Origin of the sequence: Mycobacterium sp. (assembly GCF_025965855.1) — a bacterium.
Classification (GTDB): Bacteria; Actinomycetota; Actinomycetes; order Mycobacteriales; family Mycobacteriaceae; genus Mycobacterium.
In genome coordinates, this window is sequence record NZ_JAOPWB010000016.1 from 1 (window position 1) to 16,918 (window position 16,918).

A 16,918-nucleotide genomic window follows, 5' to 3' on the forward strand; every position below is an offset into this window, starting at 1 on the left:
ACCTCGCCGATCTGTGCGCGAGCGCGGCGCGGGTGCGCGACGCGGGCCTCGAGTCCGCGAGGCGGCGCGGGCGCGGCGGCCGGCTGCCGATCACCTATTCGCGCAAGGTGTTCATCCCGGTCACCCATCTGTGCCGCGACGGCTGCCACTACTGCACGTTTGTCACCGTCCCGGGCAAACTGCGTGCACAGGGCGCCGGCATGTACCTGGAGCCCGACGAGATACTGGACGTCGCGCGCCGCGGGGCCGAACTCGGTTGCAAGGAAGCGCTGTTCACCCTCGGTGACCGGCCGGAGGACCGCTGGCCGGAGGCGCGTGAGTGGCTCGCCGAACGGGGCTACGACTCGACGCTGTCCTACGTGCGGGCGATGGCGATCCGGGTGCTGGAGGAAACCGGGTTGTTGCCGCACCTGAACCCCGGCGTGATGAGCTGGTCGGAGATGTCGCGGCTCAAGCCGGTGGCGCCGTCGATGGGCATGATGCTCGAGACGACGTCGCGGCGGCTCTTCGAAACGAAAGGGCTTGCGCACTACGGCAGCCCGGACAAAGACCCGGCGGTTCGGCTGCGCACTCTCACCGACGCCGGCCGGTTGTCCATTCCGTTCACCACCGGGCTGCTCGTCGGCATCGGCGAGACGCTGCCCGAACGCGCGGACACCTTGCATGCGATTCGCAAGTCGCACAAGGAGTTCGGGCATGTCCAGGAAGTGATAGTGCAGAACTTCCGCGCCAAGGAACACACCGCGATGGCCGCGTTCCCGGATGCCGGCATCGAGGACTACCTGGCGACGGTCGCGGTCGCGCGGCTGGTGCTCGGTCCCGGCATGCGCATCCAGGCGCCGCCCAACCTGGTGTCGCGCGACGAGTGCCTGGCGCTGATCCGCGCCGGGGTCGACGACTGGGGCGGCGTGTCGCCGTTGACGCCCGACCACGTCAACCCCGAACGGCCCTGGCCGGCTTTGGACGAGCTGGCCGCCGTCACCGCCGAAGCCGGATACGACCTGGTACAGCGGCTGACCGCCCAGCCCAAATACATTCAGGCCGGCGCGGCGTGGATCGACCCGCGGGTGCGGGGACACGTTGCGGCGCTGGCCGATCCGGCCACCGGCCTGGCCCGCGACGTCAACCCGGTGGGCATGCCCTGGCAGGAGCCCGACGACGTGGAGTCCGCGGGTCGGGTCGACCTCAACGCGGCGATCGACACCGAAGGACGCAACACCCAGGCCCGCAGCGACCTCGACAGCGCGTTCGGTGATTGGGAGTCGATACGTGCCCACGTGCACGAGCTGGCCGCGCGCGCCCCCGAGCGCATCGACACCGACGTGCTCGCCGCGCTGGCCTCGGCCGAACGCGACCCCGCCGGCTGCACCGACGACGAGTATCTGGCGTTGGCGACCGCCGAGGGCCCGGCCCTGGAAGCGGTTGCCGCGCTGGCGGATTCGTTGCGGCGCGACGCCGTCGGCGACGACGTGACCTTCGTGGTGAATCGGAACATCAACTTCACCAACATCTGTTACACCGGGTGTCGCTTCTGCGCGTTCGCCCAGCGCAAGGGTGACGCCGACGCGTATTCGCTTTCCACCGACGAGGTGGCCGATCGAGCGTGGGAGGCGCACGTGCAAGGCGCCACCGAGGTGTGCATGCAGGGCGGGATCGACCCCGAACTGCCGGTCACCGGATACGCCGAGCTGGTGCGCGCCGTCAAGGCCCGCGTGCCGTCGATGCACGTGCATGCGTTTTCCCCGATGGAGATCGCCAACGGTGTGACCAAGAGCGGGTTGAGCATTCGCGAGTGGCTGATCAGCCTGCGCGAGTCCGGTCTGGACACCATCCCCGGCACCGCCGCCGAGATTCTGGACGACGAGGTGCGCTGGGTGCTCACCAAGGGCAAGCTGCCGACGTCGATGTGGATCGAGATCGTGAGCACCGCGCACGAGGTGGGCCTGCGGTCGTCGTCGACGATGATGTACGGGCACGTCGACACCCCGCGGCACTGGGTGGCCCACCTGAACGTGCTGCGCGCCATTCAGGACCGCACCGGCGGTTTCACCGAGTTCGTGCCGTTGCCTTTCGTGCACCAGAATTCGCCGCTGTACCTGGCCGGCGCCGCCCGTCCCGGCCCGAGCCATCGCGACAACCGCGCGGTGCATGCCCTGGCGCGGATCATGTTGCACGGCCGCATTTCCCACATCCAGACCAGCTGGGTCAAGCTCGGGATCGAGCGCACGCGGGTGATGCTCAACGGCGGCGCCAACGACCTGGGCGGGACGCTGATGGAGGAGACCATCTCGCGGATGGCCGGGTCCGAACACGGGTCGTCGAAGACCGCGGCGGAGCTGGCCGCGATCGCCGAGGGCATCGGTCGCCCTGCGCGCCAGCGCACCACCACATACGCCCCGCTGGCCGCTTAGCTTTCAGCAGCGTCGGGTATCCCGACGCCGTGAAGCGACATATCGACGACGACCGATTCCCGGAGTGGCGGCCGTTCCTGCATGTCGTGCAGCAGCGCCGACCGGACGCCGGTACCTGGTGCGAGGCCTGGACGGTGCGTGACATCGTCATCCATCAGGCCGGAAACGCCGAGGAGCTCGCCCGGGTGCTGGGAGCGCACCTGGAGGGCGAACCCGTCGGCACGCGCGGCTTCGAGGAACGCGAGGGCCCGCTGCGCGCACTGGGCGACGCGGACCTGTGGGACGCGCTGAACGACCGGATGGCCACGTTAAACGAGGTCGCGGCCGCGGCCGAAAGCGTTCCGGCGGACACCGACGTCGCCTGGACCGGCCGCACCATGAAGGTGCCCTGCTTCGCCGAGCACATGCGCGAGGAACTCGTCCTGCACGGCTGGGACGTCACCGGAGATGATGCTGCTGCCCAGGCCCCGCTTGCCGAGCCCTGGATGACGACGCACAGCGTGGTGGCGGTGGGACGTCCGCTGCTTGCCAAGGGCGCCAAATTGATGGAGCCCGGCGAGCGAATCGACGCCCGCCTGCGGGTCTTCGGCAGCGACGATGTCGTGATCGCTGCCGACGCCGAACAGACCTCCATCGGAATAGCCGAGCCCGAAGGCCCGGCCACGCTCGAAACCGATGCTGCCGCAAGGGTCTTGCTGCTCTGGGGTCGCCGACCCGGAAACCCGTCGCGCGTTTGCAGCGACGCCGGACCCGAACTCCTAGGCCAGGTCCGCCGGCTGCTCAGCGGCTACTGAACTCGTCGCGCTCGCTCAGTAGCTGTTGCAGCTGCCGGCCACCGACAACACGTCGTTGAAGTACGGCGCGGCCTGCGGCATGGCCTGGATCTGCTGCGCCATCTGCATGCGCTTCGGCGGCGGCGAAGCGAGGAACTGGCGCAGGTAACTCGTCGCCATCGGCGATGCGGTCAATTGCGCGGCAGCTGCCGGATCCGTCGCGTTGAGCGCGGCCATCACCTGCCCGTAGTTGCACGTGGTGTTAACGACCGGATCCAGGGGATCGGCGGATGCGATCCCGGCGCCGGCCGTCAACGCGAACGCCACGCCGCCAACGGCAGCGGCTAATTTGGTCAACGACAGCCTCAACATTTGTGGACACCTTCCCCGTTCAATGCACCGTCGATTAACGGCGACGACATCTGCCCAACGGTTGCCGTCTGCGATCCAGGCTACAGGCACCGTGAGCTTTCTTCTATCGCAACCGTTATCGCACAGGAAGCTCTAATCATTACTATCCGCAGGTCCGGGCGTTGTGCGTCGCTGTTCGCGCTCGGTGAAATTCGAACCGGAGCCGGACCGCCGACTCGGCGCCCCGTTCGATGGCGCGCGCCGCATCCGGCTCGGGCGGCCGTACCCGCGCCGCCGACGCCGCATCGGCGATCCGGCGGGCGTGCCCAGTGGTTGACGTGTATGTGCAACGTCTAGTATCAGTAATCGAAAGCTTTCGCTGAAGCGGCCGAAGCGCCGCGGCGAGCCGAACAGCAGCCCACACGCAGTACATGGAGGAGATGTCTGTGACGTACACGATCGCCGAACCCTGCGTCGACATCAAGGACAAGGCATGCATCGAGGAGTGCCCGGTCGACTGCATTTACGAGGGCGTCCGGATGCTGTACATCCACCCCGATGAGTGCGTCGACTGCGGGGCCTGTGAGCCGGTCTGCCCCGTCGAAGCGATCTATTACGAAGACGATGTGCCCGAACAGTGGAGCCAATACACACAGATCAACGCCGACTTCTTCGTCGAGCTGGGGTCGCCGGGCGGTGCCGCGAAGGTCGGCATGACCGATAACGACCCGCAAGTCATCAAGGACCTGCCGCCCCAGGGCGAAGGCGACTGAGCGGGCCGGTGCTGCAGAAGCCCGGCCCGGCGGCGCGGGCCCCGGAGTCCCTGGGCGCGAAAGTGTCGGCGTCCCTGCCGGAGTTTCCCTGGGACACGTTGGCCGACGCGAAGGCGCTGGCCGCGGGCCATCCGGACGGAATCGTCGACCTGTCCGTCGGCACCCCGGTCGATCCGGTCGCGCCAGTGATCCGGGAGGCGCTGGCCGCCGCGAGTTCCGCCTCGGGATATCCACCCACCGCCGGCACCGCACTACTGCGCGAATCGGCGGTGGCCGCGCTGGCCCGCCGCTTCGGGATCACCGGGCTGAGCGAGGCGGCCGTGCTGCCGGTGATCGGCAGCAAGGAGCTCATCGCCTGGCTGCCGACACTGCTGGGCCTGGGCTCCTCGGACGTGGTGGTGGTGCCGGAGCTGGCCTACCCGACGTATGACGTAGGCGCGCGGCTGGCCGGCGCCCCGGTGCTGCGCGCGGATTCGCTGACCCAGGTGGGCCCGCAATCCCCGGCGCTGTTCTACCTGAACTCGCCGAGCAACCCGACCGGGCGGGTGCTGGGCGTCGACCACCTGCGCAAGGTAGTCGGATGGGCGCGCGACAGGGGTGTGATCGTCGCCTCCGACGAGTGCTACCTGGGTCTGGGCTGGGACGCCGAACCCCTGTCGGTGCTGCATCCCTCGGTGTGCGACGGCGACCATACCGGGCTGCTCGCGATCCACTCGCTATCGAAGAGCTCGTCGCTGGCCGGCTATCGGGCCGGCGTCGTCGCCGGGGATGCGGCGCTGGTCGGCGAGCTGCTGGCCATGCGCAAACACGCCGGGATGATGGTGCCGACGCCGGTGCAGGCCGCGATGGTGGCCGCACTCGACGACGATGCCCACGAGCGCCTGCAGCGCGAGCGGTACGAACGGCGGCGGGCCGCGCTCTTGCCGGCGCTGCGCTCGGCCGGTTTCGCCGTCGACCATTCCGACGCCGGCCTCTATCTTTGGGCCACCCGCGGTGAGCCGTGCCACGACAGCGTCTCCTGGTTTGCCTCCCTGGGCGTATTGGTGGCGCCCGGCGACTTCTACGGCCCGGGCGGTGCCCGGCACGTGAGGGTCGCGTTGACCGCCACCGACGAGCGCGTCGCCGCCGCGGTCAAGCGGCTGACTTAGGCCGTCCGGCCGCGCTCGGGCGAGGCGAACGGCAGAATGCATCGGGAGGCGTTACCCAAGCGCTCATCGGCGGTCGACGTCGGGTGTCGGGAATCTCTCGGGTAAGGAATGGGGTCGTGACAACTTCGACGGGCAAAGCTCCCATCCCGACCTCGGTCGGGGACATCGCTAAGCGTGTCTTTCTGGGAAAGCCGCTGATTACCGAGGATCTGTCGACCGAGAAATTATCCAACGGGGTTGCGCTGGGCGCGCTTTCGCCGGATGCGATCTCCTCCACCGCCTACGGCACCGAACAGATTTTGATCGAGCTGCTGCCCCACGCCGGGCTGGCGGCTTTTGCGTTGTTGCTGCCCATGAACGCCGCGATTTTGGTGATTCTGGTGTTGGTGACCGCGTCGTATCGGCAGGTCGTCATGGCCTATACCCGGGCGGGCGGTTCCTACGTCGTGGCGCGGGAGAATTTCGGACCCAAGGTGGCGCAGGTCGCCGCCGCGGCGCTGTTGATCGACTATGTGGTCACCGTCGCGGTGCAGGCGGCGGCGGGCACGGTCGCGGTGGCGTCGGCGATCCCCGCAGTGGGTCCCTACAGCCTGGCGATCACCGTCGGCGTGGTGATCCTGATCTGCTACGCGAACCTGCGCGGATTACGGGAAGCGGGCGTGCAATTCGCGGCCCCGACCTATTTTTTCGTCACGATGATCACCGTGACGATCATGACCGGCGTCATCCGCGAAATCTTTGGGGATTTACCGACCTACGATGCCCAGCACATCGCCGGAACGGTGCCGATTCATCAGGGGGATGGCCTGGTGATGGGCGCGACGATCCTGGTGCTGCTGCGCGCGTTCGCCAATGGCGGTTCGTCGCTGACGGGGGTCGAGGCGATCTCCAATACGGTCAACGTCTTCCGTAAGCCGCAGGGCCGCAACGCCCGCCGGGTGCTCACGATCATGGCCTGCATACTCGGGTTCTTGCTGGCCGGTGTCGCCTTTCTGACATTTGTCACCCACGCAACGCCGTACGTCGCCGGATATCCGTCGGTGCTGTCGCAGGTTGCCCGTGCGGTCTTCGGCCGCGGGACGATCGGCAATGTCCTCTATATCCTCGTCCAGGCGTCAACGGCGGCCATCCTGTTCACCGGCGCCAATACCAGTTTCAACGGATTCCCAGCGCTGGCGAGTTTCGTCGCCGAAGACCGCTTCCTGCCGCGTCAGTTGATGAAACGCGGTCACCGCCTGGTGTTTTCGAACGGCATCATCGCGCTCACCGCGCTGTCGGTGGTATTGCTGCTGACGACGGGCGGTTCGGTCAACGCGCTGGTCCCGTTCTATGCAATCGGCGTGTTCACCGGATTCTCGATGGCCGGCTACGGGATGACCAAACACCATCTCACCCATCGGGAACCGGGATGGCGACGTCGACTGGCGATCAACCTGTCCTCGGCAATCCTGTCGACCATCGTGGTGGGCATCTTCGCGGTGGCGAAGTTCACCGAGGGCGCATGGCTGGTGGTCGTCGTCTTTCCGGTGCTGGTGTTCGTGCTGATGCGGCTGAACCGGGAGTACCGCGCCGAGGCCGCCATCCTGGAGATGTTCCGCACCGATCGCCCCGAGTTGGTGAAGTACGCCCGGCACAAGGTCTTCGTGTTCGTGAACTCGGTCGACCTCGCGGTGATAGAGGCGCTGCGCTATGGCAGGGGACTGCGAGCCGACGAATTGGTTGCCGTGCATTTCATGGTCGACGAGGCGCATGCTATGGGATTGCGAAAGCGTTGGGACCACTTCGATCTCGACACCCCGCTCCGGGTGGTCGACTGCCCGGACCGCAGGGTTACCCGGGCCGCGCAGGTGCTCGTCGCCAAGGCACGCGACGAACGCCGGAACACCAACGTGACCGTGTTGCTGCCGCGTCGGACCTATGCCCCGCTGTTGGGGCGACTGCTGCACGACCGCACCGCGGACAAGGTGGCCCGGGCGGTCAGCCTGATCCCGGATGCCGCGGCGACGATCGTTCCCTACGACGTAGAGTCCCGCATCAAGGAGGCGTACCCCGAAGGGTTCGAGCAACGAATTTCCCGCGAGCTCGACAAGATCGAAGCGTGGGTTTCCAAGAGCGAGGACCAAGAGGTCGAAGCCTATGAGCATCCCGAGCGGTCCGCGTCGGTGATCACCGTGGGAGGCCTGATTCCCGGGCAGCGCGCCACCTTCGAGGGGCGGGTCAACGAGGTCCAGGACACCAACGAACGCAGGCGCACCGTTCGGCGGGTTGTCGTCGGCGACAACAGCGGCGAGGTCTGTGTGACGTTCCGGCACGGGCGCGGCGGCGCCGACATCCAGCCGGGTCAGCTACTGCGCATCACCGGCAAGCCCAGGCAGAGCGGCACCCAACCGATGGTGCTGGTTGACCCCGCGTATCACGTCATAGAGGACCCCGCGAATGCCGCCGAGTCTGGTGAGCCCGGGCGAACCGACGAAGCGTAGGGTGGCCAAGCCCGCGTCTCGAGCGAAAGGACGGCCGTGAAACGACTGGCAGCCGTACTGGTGTCCGTATTGGGGTTGGCGTACACCGCCAATGGCTACCGGCCATTGACGAGGGACCGCTTCGGATCGGGCTTTGCGTTCGCCTACGGCGTGTTCGCGTCGGAGCTTCCGATGCAGACGCTCGCCGTCCAGCTGGCGGCGCAGGCGGCGGTGTCACGCCTGCTGCCGACGCGGGTACGCCGATTCAGCTGGCTGGTGGCGGCGTCGTCCTGGCTGGGGCTGCTCGGCCTGCGCCGGGCCGGGCACGGCGCCCATGAGCCGCTGACCGCCGCGCTGGACGCCGGGCTGGGCCCCGACCGCCGCACCGAGTCCGGTGATCTTTGGCGACGACCCGCACCCGGCGGCGCGACCGCGAAGAAACCCGGCGCGGCGCGAATGCTGCGGATCTACCGCGACTACACGCACGACGGCGACATCAGCTACGGGGAATGCGGCTCGAGGAACCATCTCGACATCTGGCGCCGGCCCGACCTCGATCGCGGCGGACGGGCTCCCGTGTTGCTGCAGGTTCCCGGCGGCGCCTGGATGGTCGGAAACAAACGGGGACAGGCACATCCGCTGATGAGCCACCTGGCCGAGCTCGGCTGGATCTGCGTCGCGATCAACTACCGGCTCAGCCCCCGCTCCACCTGGCCCGATCACATCGTCGACGTCAAGCGAGCGATCGCGTGGACGAAAGAGCACATCGCCGAGTACGGAGGTGACCCGGACTGGATCGCGATCACCGGTGGCTCGGCCGGCGGGCATCTGTCTTCGCTGGCCGCGCTGACCCCGAACCTTCCACGGTTCCAGCCGGGTTTCGAGGAGGCCGACACCCGCGTGCAGGCGGCCGTCCCGTTCTACGGCGTTTACGACTTCACATCGCACGACGAGCTGCATCCATTGATGGCGCCGATCGTGGCGAAGCGCGTGTTCAAGTTGGGTCAAGCCGAAGTGGCCGAGCCTTTCCGGATGGCCTCGCCGATCACCCACGTGTCCGAAGATGCGCCACCGTTTTTCGTGCTGCACGGCACCAACGATTCGCTGATCCCCGTCGAGCAGGCCCGCAGGTTTACCACGCGCTTGCGCGAGGTCAGCCGTCAACCCGTGGTGTACGCCGAATTGCCTTGCGCGCAGCACGCTTTCGACATCTTCGGGTCGGCGCGCGCCGCGCATGCCGCGGTGGCCGTCGAACAGTTCCTCGCCGAGACGTATTCGTCGCGCCGGGCTGACGCGTTGTCCGCCGTGGCGCGGTAGGCGACCGGGCGGCTCTTACATCCCCGCCGCGCCGACCGCGAGCAGGACGCACCCGACCGCAGCCAGCAGAGCGGTGACCTCGATTCGGCGACGCGAACGGATCCAGTCGTGCAGCGCCGCCATCGAGTTGCGCGTTGCCTGGGGCGCCAGAAGATAAGCAAGGAGTGGAATCTCCACGAGGGCGAAGGCCACGGCGTTGAACACCAGCAGCGCGCCGACCTGCGTCATGGCCGCGGCGCCCGAGGCCAGAATGACGGCCAGCGCGCCCAGGTAGTCGACCGACGGCAGCGCGATCCCGAGGCCGGCGACTGTCGCCACCCACGGGGACCGCCCACTCACCAGTCGATGGGCGCGCGTCGCAAACGCTCCCGGCCCGGCCGCGCGGTTGCGCGTCAGGACCAGTGCGGCGGCGGCCGACAGCGCCAGCACGCCGATGAAGATCTGCACCCTCGGCAGCGTGAAGTACGTCGACCACAGCAGCGTGCGCCGCAAGACGAACAAGACGACCAGCCCCACGCTCATGCCCATCGCGAAGCCGCCGCACAGGAACGCGAGCAGTTGCAGCATCGGCCTGGGTCGGTTCAACATCAGCACCGTCATGCCGACCCGGAACGGTTCGAGGCTCACGGCGACGGCCATCACGAGGATGGTGATCCACATGGCGGGCCAGGTTACCGTCTTGCCTGCGGCCTGCATGACGGCCTCCGGGCTTAGCTCGTTACGCCCCAATGCAAGACGCGAGAGGTGAGCAGGACAAGCCCCAGGGAGACCGACGCGACGACGGTGAGCCCGATGATCGCGACGACGAGGGGGCGCCACCCGGTGCGCGCGATTTGCCGGATGTCGGTGGTCAGCCCGACCCCGGCGAAGGTCAGCAGGAACGCCCACTTCGACACGTTGGCCAGGTTCGTCGTCTGACCCTTGCTCAGCCAGCCGGCGGTCGCGATCGCCGAGACGGCAAGGAAGCCGAGCACGAATTTCGGGAACTTCTCCCAGACGAAGGCGGCCTTGGCCTTGGCGCCGGGAGCGATCTCGTCGGCCTGTCCGCGGGCGGCCCAATACAGCGCGAATCCCAGGACGACGAAGCCGATCAGCGCGTTGCGGGTGGACTTCACCAGCACGGCGATCTTGCCGGCGTGTTCGGAGAACAGGTAACCGGTGGCGGTGGTTTCGGCGGTGTTGTCGACGGCGAGGCCCGCCCACAGGCCGAATTCGTAATTGGTGAGCCCGATGAGGTGTCCCAACGGTGGCAACGCGAACAGCCCGACCGCACCCAATGCGAGGATCGCCGCGATCGCGTAGCTGACGTCGGCGTTGCGGGCCCGGATCGCGCCCTTGGCGGCCACGATCGCGGACACGCCACAGATCGAGGTGCCGATCGCCAGCAGCGAGCCCAACTTGCCCGACAGCCCGAATGCGCGGGCGACGACGAGAATGATGGTTCCCGCGACCACCATGTCCACCAGGATCTGTACCAAACTGGTGGCTCCGAGCTTGGCGATATCGCCGAGCACGAATCGCGAACCCAGGGCCACGATCCCGACCTTGAGCCAAAACTGGTAGGTCAGCACGCCGGCGCGGAATATCCGATGCAGACCAACGGTGTTGGTGATGAGCAGTCCAATCACGATGGCCCACAACACATATTCGATGTCGGGCACCGTCCAGTGGTGGTGTTTGGCCAGTGTGTTCCACCAGGTCTGTGCATACTTGCCCAGCACGCCCACCGCGATCAGCAGGAGGATGCCGGGTACATAGTCGAGCGGGCGGCCGCTGGCGAAGGCGGCCTCAGCCGATTTCTCCTCAGCTTCGTCGGGTCGCAGGCTTACGGTGCTCACGGCATCACCAGGGAATCTTCGGGAGCGCATCGGCGACCGCCAACGCGACGATCACACCGGCCAGCAGCGTCGCCCACCAGTCGTCACCGACCCGCTCGCGCCAGCCCCGCCACTGCGGCGTACCTGTGTCAACCACGACGCAATGGTGTCGTGGCAGGGGCCCGCGACCAAGTGATTGGCTCGCGCTGAATTTAGGTCCGCGGACCGGCCGAACGCGACGGCGGCGCAATGGCTGAGCCCGCTTTCGTCGCCGTCACGTCGGTAGCCCGTCTCTCTCGGCGTCCACACGATAGCGTTCCACCCACTCGTCTGAGCGTTGGTCGGCTTGGCGTTCCAGGGCCGGCCGGGGCGCCAGCAGGGGGTCGAGGCCCAACGCCTCGAGGATGCTGGCGACCACCTGAGTCAGGTTGCGCCACAACACCGGATACGGAACTTCGACCCGCTTGATGTCTTCCTCGACAAACCAGGTACGCCAGCCCTCCTCCTGGGCACGGAGCATGCTGACGACGTGAGCGATCGCCCCGGCGTGATAGATGGCGCGCGCGTCGCGCGCTGGATCGGGCCTGCCCCGCCACACCCGCGTCTGCACCGCTCGCCAGAACGACACCGCCTGCGACACCACGTCCGGGCGGTGGACGTGAATCAGGAGCGGTTCTTCGCCGACGACGTCGCGGATCGCGGCCCGCAAGCCGTCGCCAGATCGATTCGGCAGGTCTTTCGCGCGGTTCAACAGCAGCGGTGTTTGGTTCCACATCAACTTGCCTCCCCACACGCCGTTCGGTGTCCTCCCGACGGTGCGGATGTAGTCGCGCCAGATCTCGGCCGTCGCGAGGTCGGGCGTCCCTACGTCCAAGGGATCGAGTAAGCGCAGGATCGACTCGTCGTCCACGTCGGCGAACCACTCCCGCGGCTGGGGGGCCTGGCTCGTACCCGGCAGGTACTGAAAAAACTCCTGCGGCTCGCCGGCCACGCCCGTCGCGCGCAGCGATTCCACGAGCAGCGTGCTGCCGCTGCGCTGGGAAGCCAGCACCAAATATGACGACGGGCAATCTGTCACCAAGGAAGCCTAACCGGATGGAAACCCGCTGCAAGACATTGAATTGGCTTCATGCTGAACATAACTATTGCGGGTAACCGACTGCTGTTCGGCTCTCACGGCGCGGCGGCGCGTGCCGGGTGCGATGATTACCGTCCGAACGCACTCAATTTCCGGCGGGAGAGACGGCATCGTGCAGCAATCCGTCAAAGAGGCGGCCCGCCGGATCATCTGGCGGGCCGACCGCGGCAGGACCGCCGATCTCCGTCGGCGGTTCGTGGCGCTGGATCCGGTGAGCGTGCAGGGGTTCCGTAATCATCTGCTCGCGAACTGGTCGACCAATGCCTACTGGGATTCCGAGGTCGGGCGCCACGACATCGACGAGCACACCGTTGGACGCCTGATCTACGACCGGCACGAATACGTGCCCTGGCTCAACGAACTCCGGCCCCTGGACGGGCCCGGGTGTTCGAGATCGGCTGCGGGACGGGGTCATAAGCGGAGCGCTCCGTCACGCGCAATCCCAGCGAAAGCAGCAGCCGCACGTCGGGATCCGAGAGCGAGGTCCCAAGCAATTTCTCGATCCGTCGCACCCGGTAGCGGACGGTGTTGGGATGCACCTGAAGCGCCCGCGCGGCGGCGCCGATGTCGCCGAAGCTGTCCAGGTAAGCCCGCAACGTGTCAATCAGCAGTGGATCTCCCGCCCGCAGGTCGCGTATCCGCGGATCGACCAGTCGCTCGTGGGCGCCGACCAGGGTGACGATCTCATCGAGCAAGACGGTGGTCCGCGCCTCGGCCAGCGTGGTCACCAGTCCCAAAATCGGATGCCGCTCCGCGCTGTCGAGCACGCGGTCCACCTCCGTGCGCGCGGCGGCGACCTCGGCCAGACCACCGATCGGCGCGGCGATGGCCGCCCGCAGCTCGACGCCGAGTTCGGTGCGCAGGGCGCCGACCGTGCCGCGCACCCACGAGGTGACCGACCGGGTGGGCGCCGTCTGCGGCAGCAGCACATAAATGCGCGAGCCATGTGACGCGACTTGAGCGTCACGGCGAAAAGCGCTGGCGCTCAACGCCAAGACGTCGGCCAGCCGTGGATGACGCTGCGTGGTGTCCGGCGTGTCCCAGCCGATCAGCGCGGCGGCGCCGTCGGCGGCGAGGCCGAGTTCGCGGGCGATCGTGGCCGCGCCGGCGGGCTCGCCGTCCGTGAGACCGAGGAGGTGCTGCACCCGGCGCGCATGCGTGGACGGCCGGGCCGCCAGCCGAAACATGATCCGCGCGGCCAGGACCGCCGCACCGCGCAACATCTCGTCGGCGTCGTCGGCCAGCGGCTGCGAGCCTTGCTGCACCCAGATGGTGCCGGCGAACGCCGGCGGCCGGCGCGCACCGGCCGGTGGCTGGTGGACGCCGATCGCCAGCCGTGGGCGCAGGCCCAGTTCCGGACGCTCGGCCACGCGCACCACCTCGCCGCTGGACCGCAACGCATCGAAGATGCCCCATTGACCGATCCACTCCAGGTGCTCGGGCGGGCCGGCGCGACCCAGGATGGAAAGGCGGCGCAGCTCGTCGGCTTCGTCGTTCGAGGCCGAATAGGCGAGGACGTGCGACTGCGCGTTTTCGATGCTGACCATGCCGTGGATGCGGTCGGCCAGCGACTGCGCCAGGCCGAACAGGTCGGTGCCCGAATCATCGACCGGGTCGCCGCCGTCGCCGTGATGCTCCAAGACGTGGTTGACCAACTGGTAGAGCCGCTCCCACCGCGCCCGCGGTTCCACGGCCACCACCGCCGACCCGGCCGCGACCGCCGTCGCCACCAGGGCGTTGGACGGCTCTTTGGCGAAGATGGCCACCGGCACGCGCTCGCGCGCCTGCTTGTCCACCCAGCGCAGAGCCTCGTCGTCGGCGACCCCCAGCAGGAAGAAGACGTCGGCCGAGCCGGCCGCCGCGGCCAGGCCCAGCCGCACATCGTCGGAATCGATCAGCGCCGCCGATCCCACCGGAAGGTCGAGGCCCCGCGGGGCGTCGACCAGGCTGACCAGCGTCGCGTCCAGCGCGAGCAACAGCTGACCCAGGCCGACGCGCGCGGTTTGCATATTGTCGGATCTTACTACCCGTGGCCCTTGTTCCTGTCCGATCGGCTAATAGGAACGGGCCCCGCGCCGGGGATCCTTGGCAGCATGGACGCGATCACCCAGGTGCCGACGCCGGCCAACGAGCCGATCCATGACTACGCGCCGAAATCCCCGGAACGCACTCGCCTACTCGCCGAGTTGAGCGCTCTGGCCGACGATGCGATCGACCTCCCGCACGTCATCGGCGGCAACCATCGGATGGGCGACGGCGAGCGGATCGACGTCGTCCAGCCGCACCGGCACGCCGCGAAGCTGGGCACCCTGACCAACGCCGTGCACGCCGACGCGACGGCGGCCATCGAGGCGGCGATGGTAGCGAAGGACGCCTGGGCGGCGATGCCTTTCGACGAGCGCGCCGCGGTGTTCCTGCGGGCCGCCGACCTGCTGGCCGGGCCGTGGCGGGAGAAGATCGCGGCCGCGACGATGCTCGGCCAATCCAAGTCCGTCTACCAGGCCGAGATCGACTCGCCGTGCGAGCAGGTCGACTTCTGGCGGTTCAACGTGGCGTTCGCCCGGCAGATCCTGGCCCAGCAGCCGATCAGCGGACCCGGCGAGTGGAACCGCAGCGACTACCGCCCGCTGGACGGCTTCGTCTACGCGATCACGCCGTTCAACTTCACCTCGATCGCGGGCAACCTGCCCACCGCGCCGGCGCTGATGGGCAACACGGTCGTGTGGAAGCCGTCGATCACCCAGACCCTGTCGGCGTATCTGACCATGCAACTGCTCGAGGAGGCGGGGCTGCCGCCCGGGGTCATCAACCTGGTCACCGGCGACGGCTTCGCGGTTTCCGATGTGGCACTGGCCGATCCCCGGCTGGCCGGCATTCACTTCACCGGGTCGACATCCACCTTCCAGCACTTGTGGCAGCAGGTGGGCGCCAATATCGGCCGCTACCAAAGCTACCCGCGGCTGGTCGGCGAGACCGGCGGCAAGGACTTCGTGGTGGCACACGCCTCGGCGCGGCCGGATGTGTTGCGCACGGCCCTGATTCGCGGTGCGTACGACTACCAGGGCCAGAAATGCTCGGCGGCGTCGCGGGCGTTCGTCGCGCATTCGGTATGGCAGCGCATGGGCGACACCTTCCTGGGCGAGACCGCCGCACTGCGTTACGGCGACGTCACTGACCTGACCAACTACGGCGGCGCGCTGATCGACCGGCGCGCGTTCATCAAGAACGTCGACGCCATCGAGCGCGCGAAGGGCGCGCCGGGGATGACCGTCGCGGTGGGGGGCGAATACGACGACAGCGTCGGCTATTTCGTGCGGCCCACGGTGTTGCTGTCCGACGACCCGACCGACGAGGCTTTCGCCACTGAGTACTTCGGGCCGCTGCTGTCGGTGCATGTCTACCCCGACAATCAGTACGAACGGATCCTCGACGTCATCGACAGCGGATCTCGCTACGCGCTGACCGGCGCCGTCATCGCCGACGACCGCGCGGCCGTGCTGACCGCGCACGACCGGCTGCGGTTCGCAGCGGGGAACTTCTATGTCAACGACAAGCCGACCGGGGCGGTGGTCGGGCGCCAGCCGTTCGGCGGTTCGCGTGGATCGGGCACCAACGACAAGGCCGGATCGGTGCTGAACCTGTTGCGCTGGACGTCGGCTCGCACCATCAAGGAGACGTTCGTCCCGGCCACCGATCACACCTACCCGCACATGGCGGCCGACTGATGGCCGGAGTGTTCGCCCACACCGTGCGCCCGGCGATCATGGCGGCCAGCCGGTGGGAGGGCTTGCGCCGCGCGGCCGAACGGATGCCGGTCACGCGCAAGGTGGTGGGGCGGTTCGTGCCCGGGGAGACGATTGAGTGTGCGCTGAATAGTGTTGCCGTGCTTTGTGATTCTGGTCGATACGTCAGCATCGACTACCTCGGTGAGGACGTCACCGAGGTCGACGACGCCGACGCCGCGGTGCACGCCTACCTGGATCTGATCGAGCAACTGGGCCACTCTGGCGATCCCGCCGGCGACGGCGTCCGGCCACTCGAGGTCTCGGTCAAGCTGTCGGCGCTGGGTCAGTCGCTGGAGCGCGACGGCGAGAAGATCGCGCGGGAAAATGCCTGGTCGATCTGCTCCGCCGCGCAGCGTGCCGGCGTTTGGGTGACGGTGGACGCCGAGAACCACACCACCACCGATTCGACGCTGTCGATCGTGCGCGACCTGCGCGCGGACTTCCCTTGGCTGGGAACCGTTTTGCAGGCCTACCTGCGGCGCACGCATGGCGATTGCGAAGAATTCGCCGCTTCCGGGGCCCGGATCCGGTTGTGCAAGGGCGCCTACGACGAACCCGCGTCGGTGGCTTACCGGGACGACGCCGAGGTCGCCGACTCTTATCTGGCCTGCCTTCGGGTGCTGATGGCCGGGTCGGGCTATCCGATGGTGGCGTCTCACGATCCGGCGATCATCTCCGCGGTGCCCGCCATGGTCGCGGAATCGGGGCGTCGCGCCGGGGATTTCGAATACCAGATGTTGTATGGCATCCGCGACGGCGAACAGCGACGGCTGGCCGACACCGGCAACCAGGTGCGGGTGTACGTCCCGTTCGGCACGCAGTGGTACGGCTACTTCATGCGGCGGCTGGCCGAGCGGCCGGCCAACTTGGCGTTCTTCCTGCGCGCGCTGACCCAGTGAGCGTGAACTCTGGGCACTGCGTGTGAACCCAGGGTGGAAATTCCGCC

The 16,918-nt window shown here is 67.8% G+C and carries 14 protein-coding genes; 8 read left to right on the forward strand and 6 right to left on the reverse strand.

Annotated elements, in window-relative coordinates:
- Positions 1-2,411: bifunctional FO biosynthesis protein CofGH (locus JWP83_RS01530; protein ID WP_297725085.1), on the forward strand; the 2,411-nt coding region annotated here is incomplete at its 5' end.
- 29 nt (positions 2,412-2,440) lie between these two features.
- Entirely contained in the window at positions 2,441-3,205 is a 765-nt protein-coding gene (locus JWP83_RS01535; RefSeq protein WP_297725089.1) for a maleylpyruvate isomerase N-terminal domain-containing protein, read from the forward strand.
- Positions 3,206-3,220: 15 nt separating this feature from the next.
- Here the strand turns inward: JWP83_RS01535 and JWP83_RS01540 are convergent, their stop codons facing one another.
- Positions 3,221-3,553, reverse strand: a complete 333-nt coding sequence (locus JWP83_RS01540) for a hemophore-related protein (protein ID WP_297725139.1) — start codon at positions 3,551-3,553, stop codon at positions 3,221-3,223.
- 428 nt (positions 3,554-3,981) lie between these two features.
- On the opposite strand from JWP83_RS01540, the gene fdxA reads away from it, so the two are divergent.
- The 4 genes from fdxA (at position 3,982) to JWP83_RS01560 (ending at position 9,232) form a co-directional block, all read left to right on the forward strand.
- Positions 3,982-4,308 carry a ferredoxin gene (fdxA, locus tag JWP83_RS01545; RefSeq protein WP_297725092.1) on the forward strand — a complete coding sequence of 109 codons (327 nt, stop codon included), beginning with the start codon at positions 3,982-3,984 and terminating at the stop codon, positions 4,306-4,308.
- A gap of 62 nt (positions 4,309-4,370) precedes the next feature.
- Positions 4,371-5,456: a succinyldiaminopimelate transaminase gene (gene dapC, locus JWP83_RS01550; protein WP_297725141.1), complete on the forward strand. Its 1,086-nt coding sequence runs from the start codon at positions 4,371-4,373 to the stop codon at positions 5,454-5,456.
- 116 nt (positions 5,457-5,572) lie between these two features.
- Positions 5,573-7,936, forward strand: coding sequence for an APC family permease (locus JWP83_RS01555; RefSeq protein WP_297725095.1), 2,364 nt, complete (start codon positions 5,573-5,575; stop codon positions 7,934-7,936).
- A 36-nt stretch (positions 7,937-7,972) separates the two neighbouring features.
- Positions 7,973-9,232, forward strand: a complete 1,260-nt coding sequence (locus tag JWP83_RS01560) for an alpha/beta hydrolase (protein WP_297725098.1) — start codon at positions 7,973-7,975, stop codon at positions 9,230-9,232.
- A 15-nt stretch (positions 9,233-9,247) separates the two neighbouring features.
- Here JWP83_RS01560 and JWP83_RS01565 read toward each other — a convergent pair whose 3' ends face one another.
- The 5 genes from JWP83_RS01565 to JWP83_RS01585 all read right to left on the reverse strand — a co-directional run bounded on the left by JWP83_RS01565 (position 9,248) and on the right by JWP83_RS01585 (position 14,196).
- Complete coding sequence (locus tag JWP83_RS01565; protein ID WP_297725143.1) at positions 9,248-9,892, reverse strand: GAP family protein; 645 nt, start codon at positions 9,890-9,892, stop codon at positions 9,248-9,250.
- Positions 9,893-9,942: 50 nt separating this feature from the next.
- Positions 9,943-11,100, reverse strand: coding sequence for a YeiH family protein (locus tag JWP83_RS01570; RefSeq protein WP_297725101.1), 1,158 nt, complete (start codon positions 11,098-11,100; stop codon positions 9,943-9,945).
- Positions 11,075-11,206 (reverse strand): hypothetical protein, encoded by a 132-nt coding sequence (locus JWP83_RS01575; protein WP_297725149.1) that lies wholly within the window; start codon positions 11,204-11,206, stop codon positions 11,075-11,077. The genes JWP83_RS01570 and JWP83_RS01575 overlap by 26 nt, the downstream gene beginning before the upstream one ends.
- Before the next feature lie 117 nt (positions 11,207-11,323).
- Positions 11,324-12,127, reverse strand: a complete 804-nt coding sequence (locus tag JWP83_RS01580; protein ID WP_297725103.1) for a Stf0 family sulfotransferase — start codon at positions 12,125-12,127, stop codon at positions 11,324-11,326.
- A 413-nt stretch (positions 12,128-12,540) separates the two neighbouring features.
- Entirely contained in the window at positions 12,541-14,196 is a 1,656-nt protein-coding gene (locus JWP83_RS01585; RefSeq protein WP_297725105.1) for a helix-turn-helix domain-containing protein, read from the reverse strand.
- 84 nt (positions 14,197-14,280) lie between these two features.
- Between JWP83_RS01585 and pruA the strand changes: the two genes are divergently transcribed.
- Positions 14,281-15,912 (forward strand): L-glutamate gamma-semialdehyde dehydrogenase, encoded by a 1,632-nt coding sequence (gene pruA / locus JWP83_RS01590; protein ID WP_297725107.1) that lies wholly within the window; start codon positions 14,281-14,283, stop codon positions 15,910-15,912.
- The gene (locus tag JWP83_RS01595; protein ID WP_297725109.1) at positions 15,912-16,871 is read left to right on the forward strand and encodes a proline dehydrogenase family protein; all 960 of its coding nucleotides are present in this window, start codon (positions 15,912-15,914) and stop codon (positions 16,869-16,871) included. The genes pruA and JWP83_RS01595 overlap by 1 nt, the downstream gene beginning before the upstream one ends.
- Positions 16,872-16,918: the final 47 nt, after the last annotated feature.

Excerpts from the sequence above, each read along its gene's own strand:
- JWP83_RS01570 (WP_297725101.1), bottom strand. The coding sequence starts at position 11,100 with ATGCGCTCCCGAAGATTCCCTGGTGATGCCGTGAGCACCGTAAGCCTG.
- JWP83_RS01565 (WP_297725143.1), bottom strand. The coding sequence starts at position 9,892 with ATGTGGATCACCATCCTCGTGATGGCCGTCGCCGTGAGCCTCGAACCG.
- pruA (WP_297725107.1), top strand. The coding sequence starts at position 14,281 with ATGGACGCGATCACCCAGGTGCCGACGCCGGCCAACGAGCCGATCCAT.
- JWP83_RS01595 (WP_297725109.1), top strand. The coding sequence starts at position 15,912 with ATGGCCGGAGTGTTCGCCCACACCGTGCGCCCGGCGATCATGGCGGCC.
- JWP83_RS01585 (WP_297725105.1), bottom strand. The coding sequence starts at position 14,196 with ATGCAAACCGCGCGCGTCGGCCTGGGTCAGCTGTTGCTCGCGCTGGAC.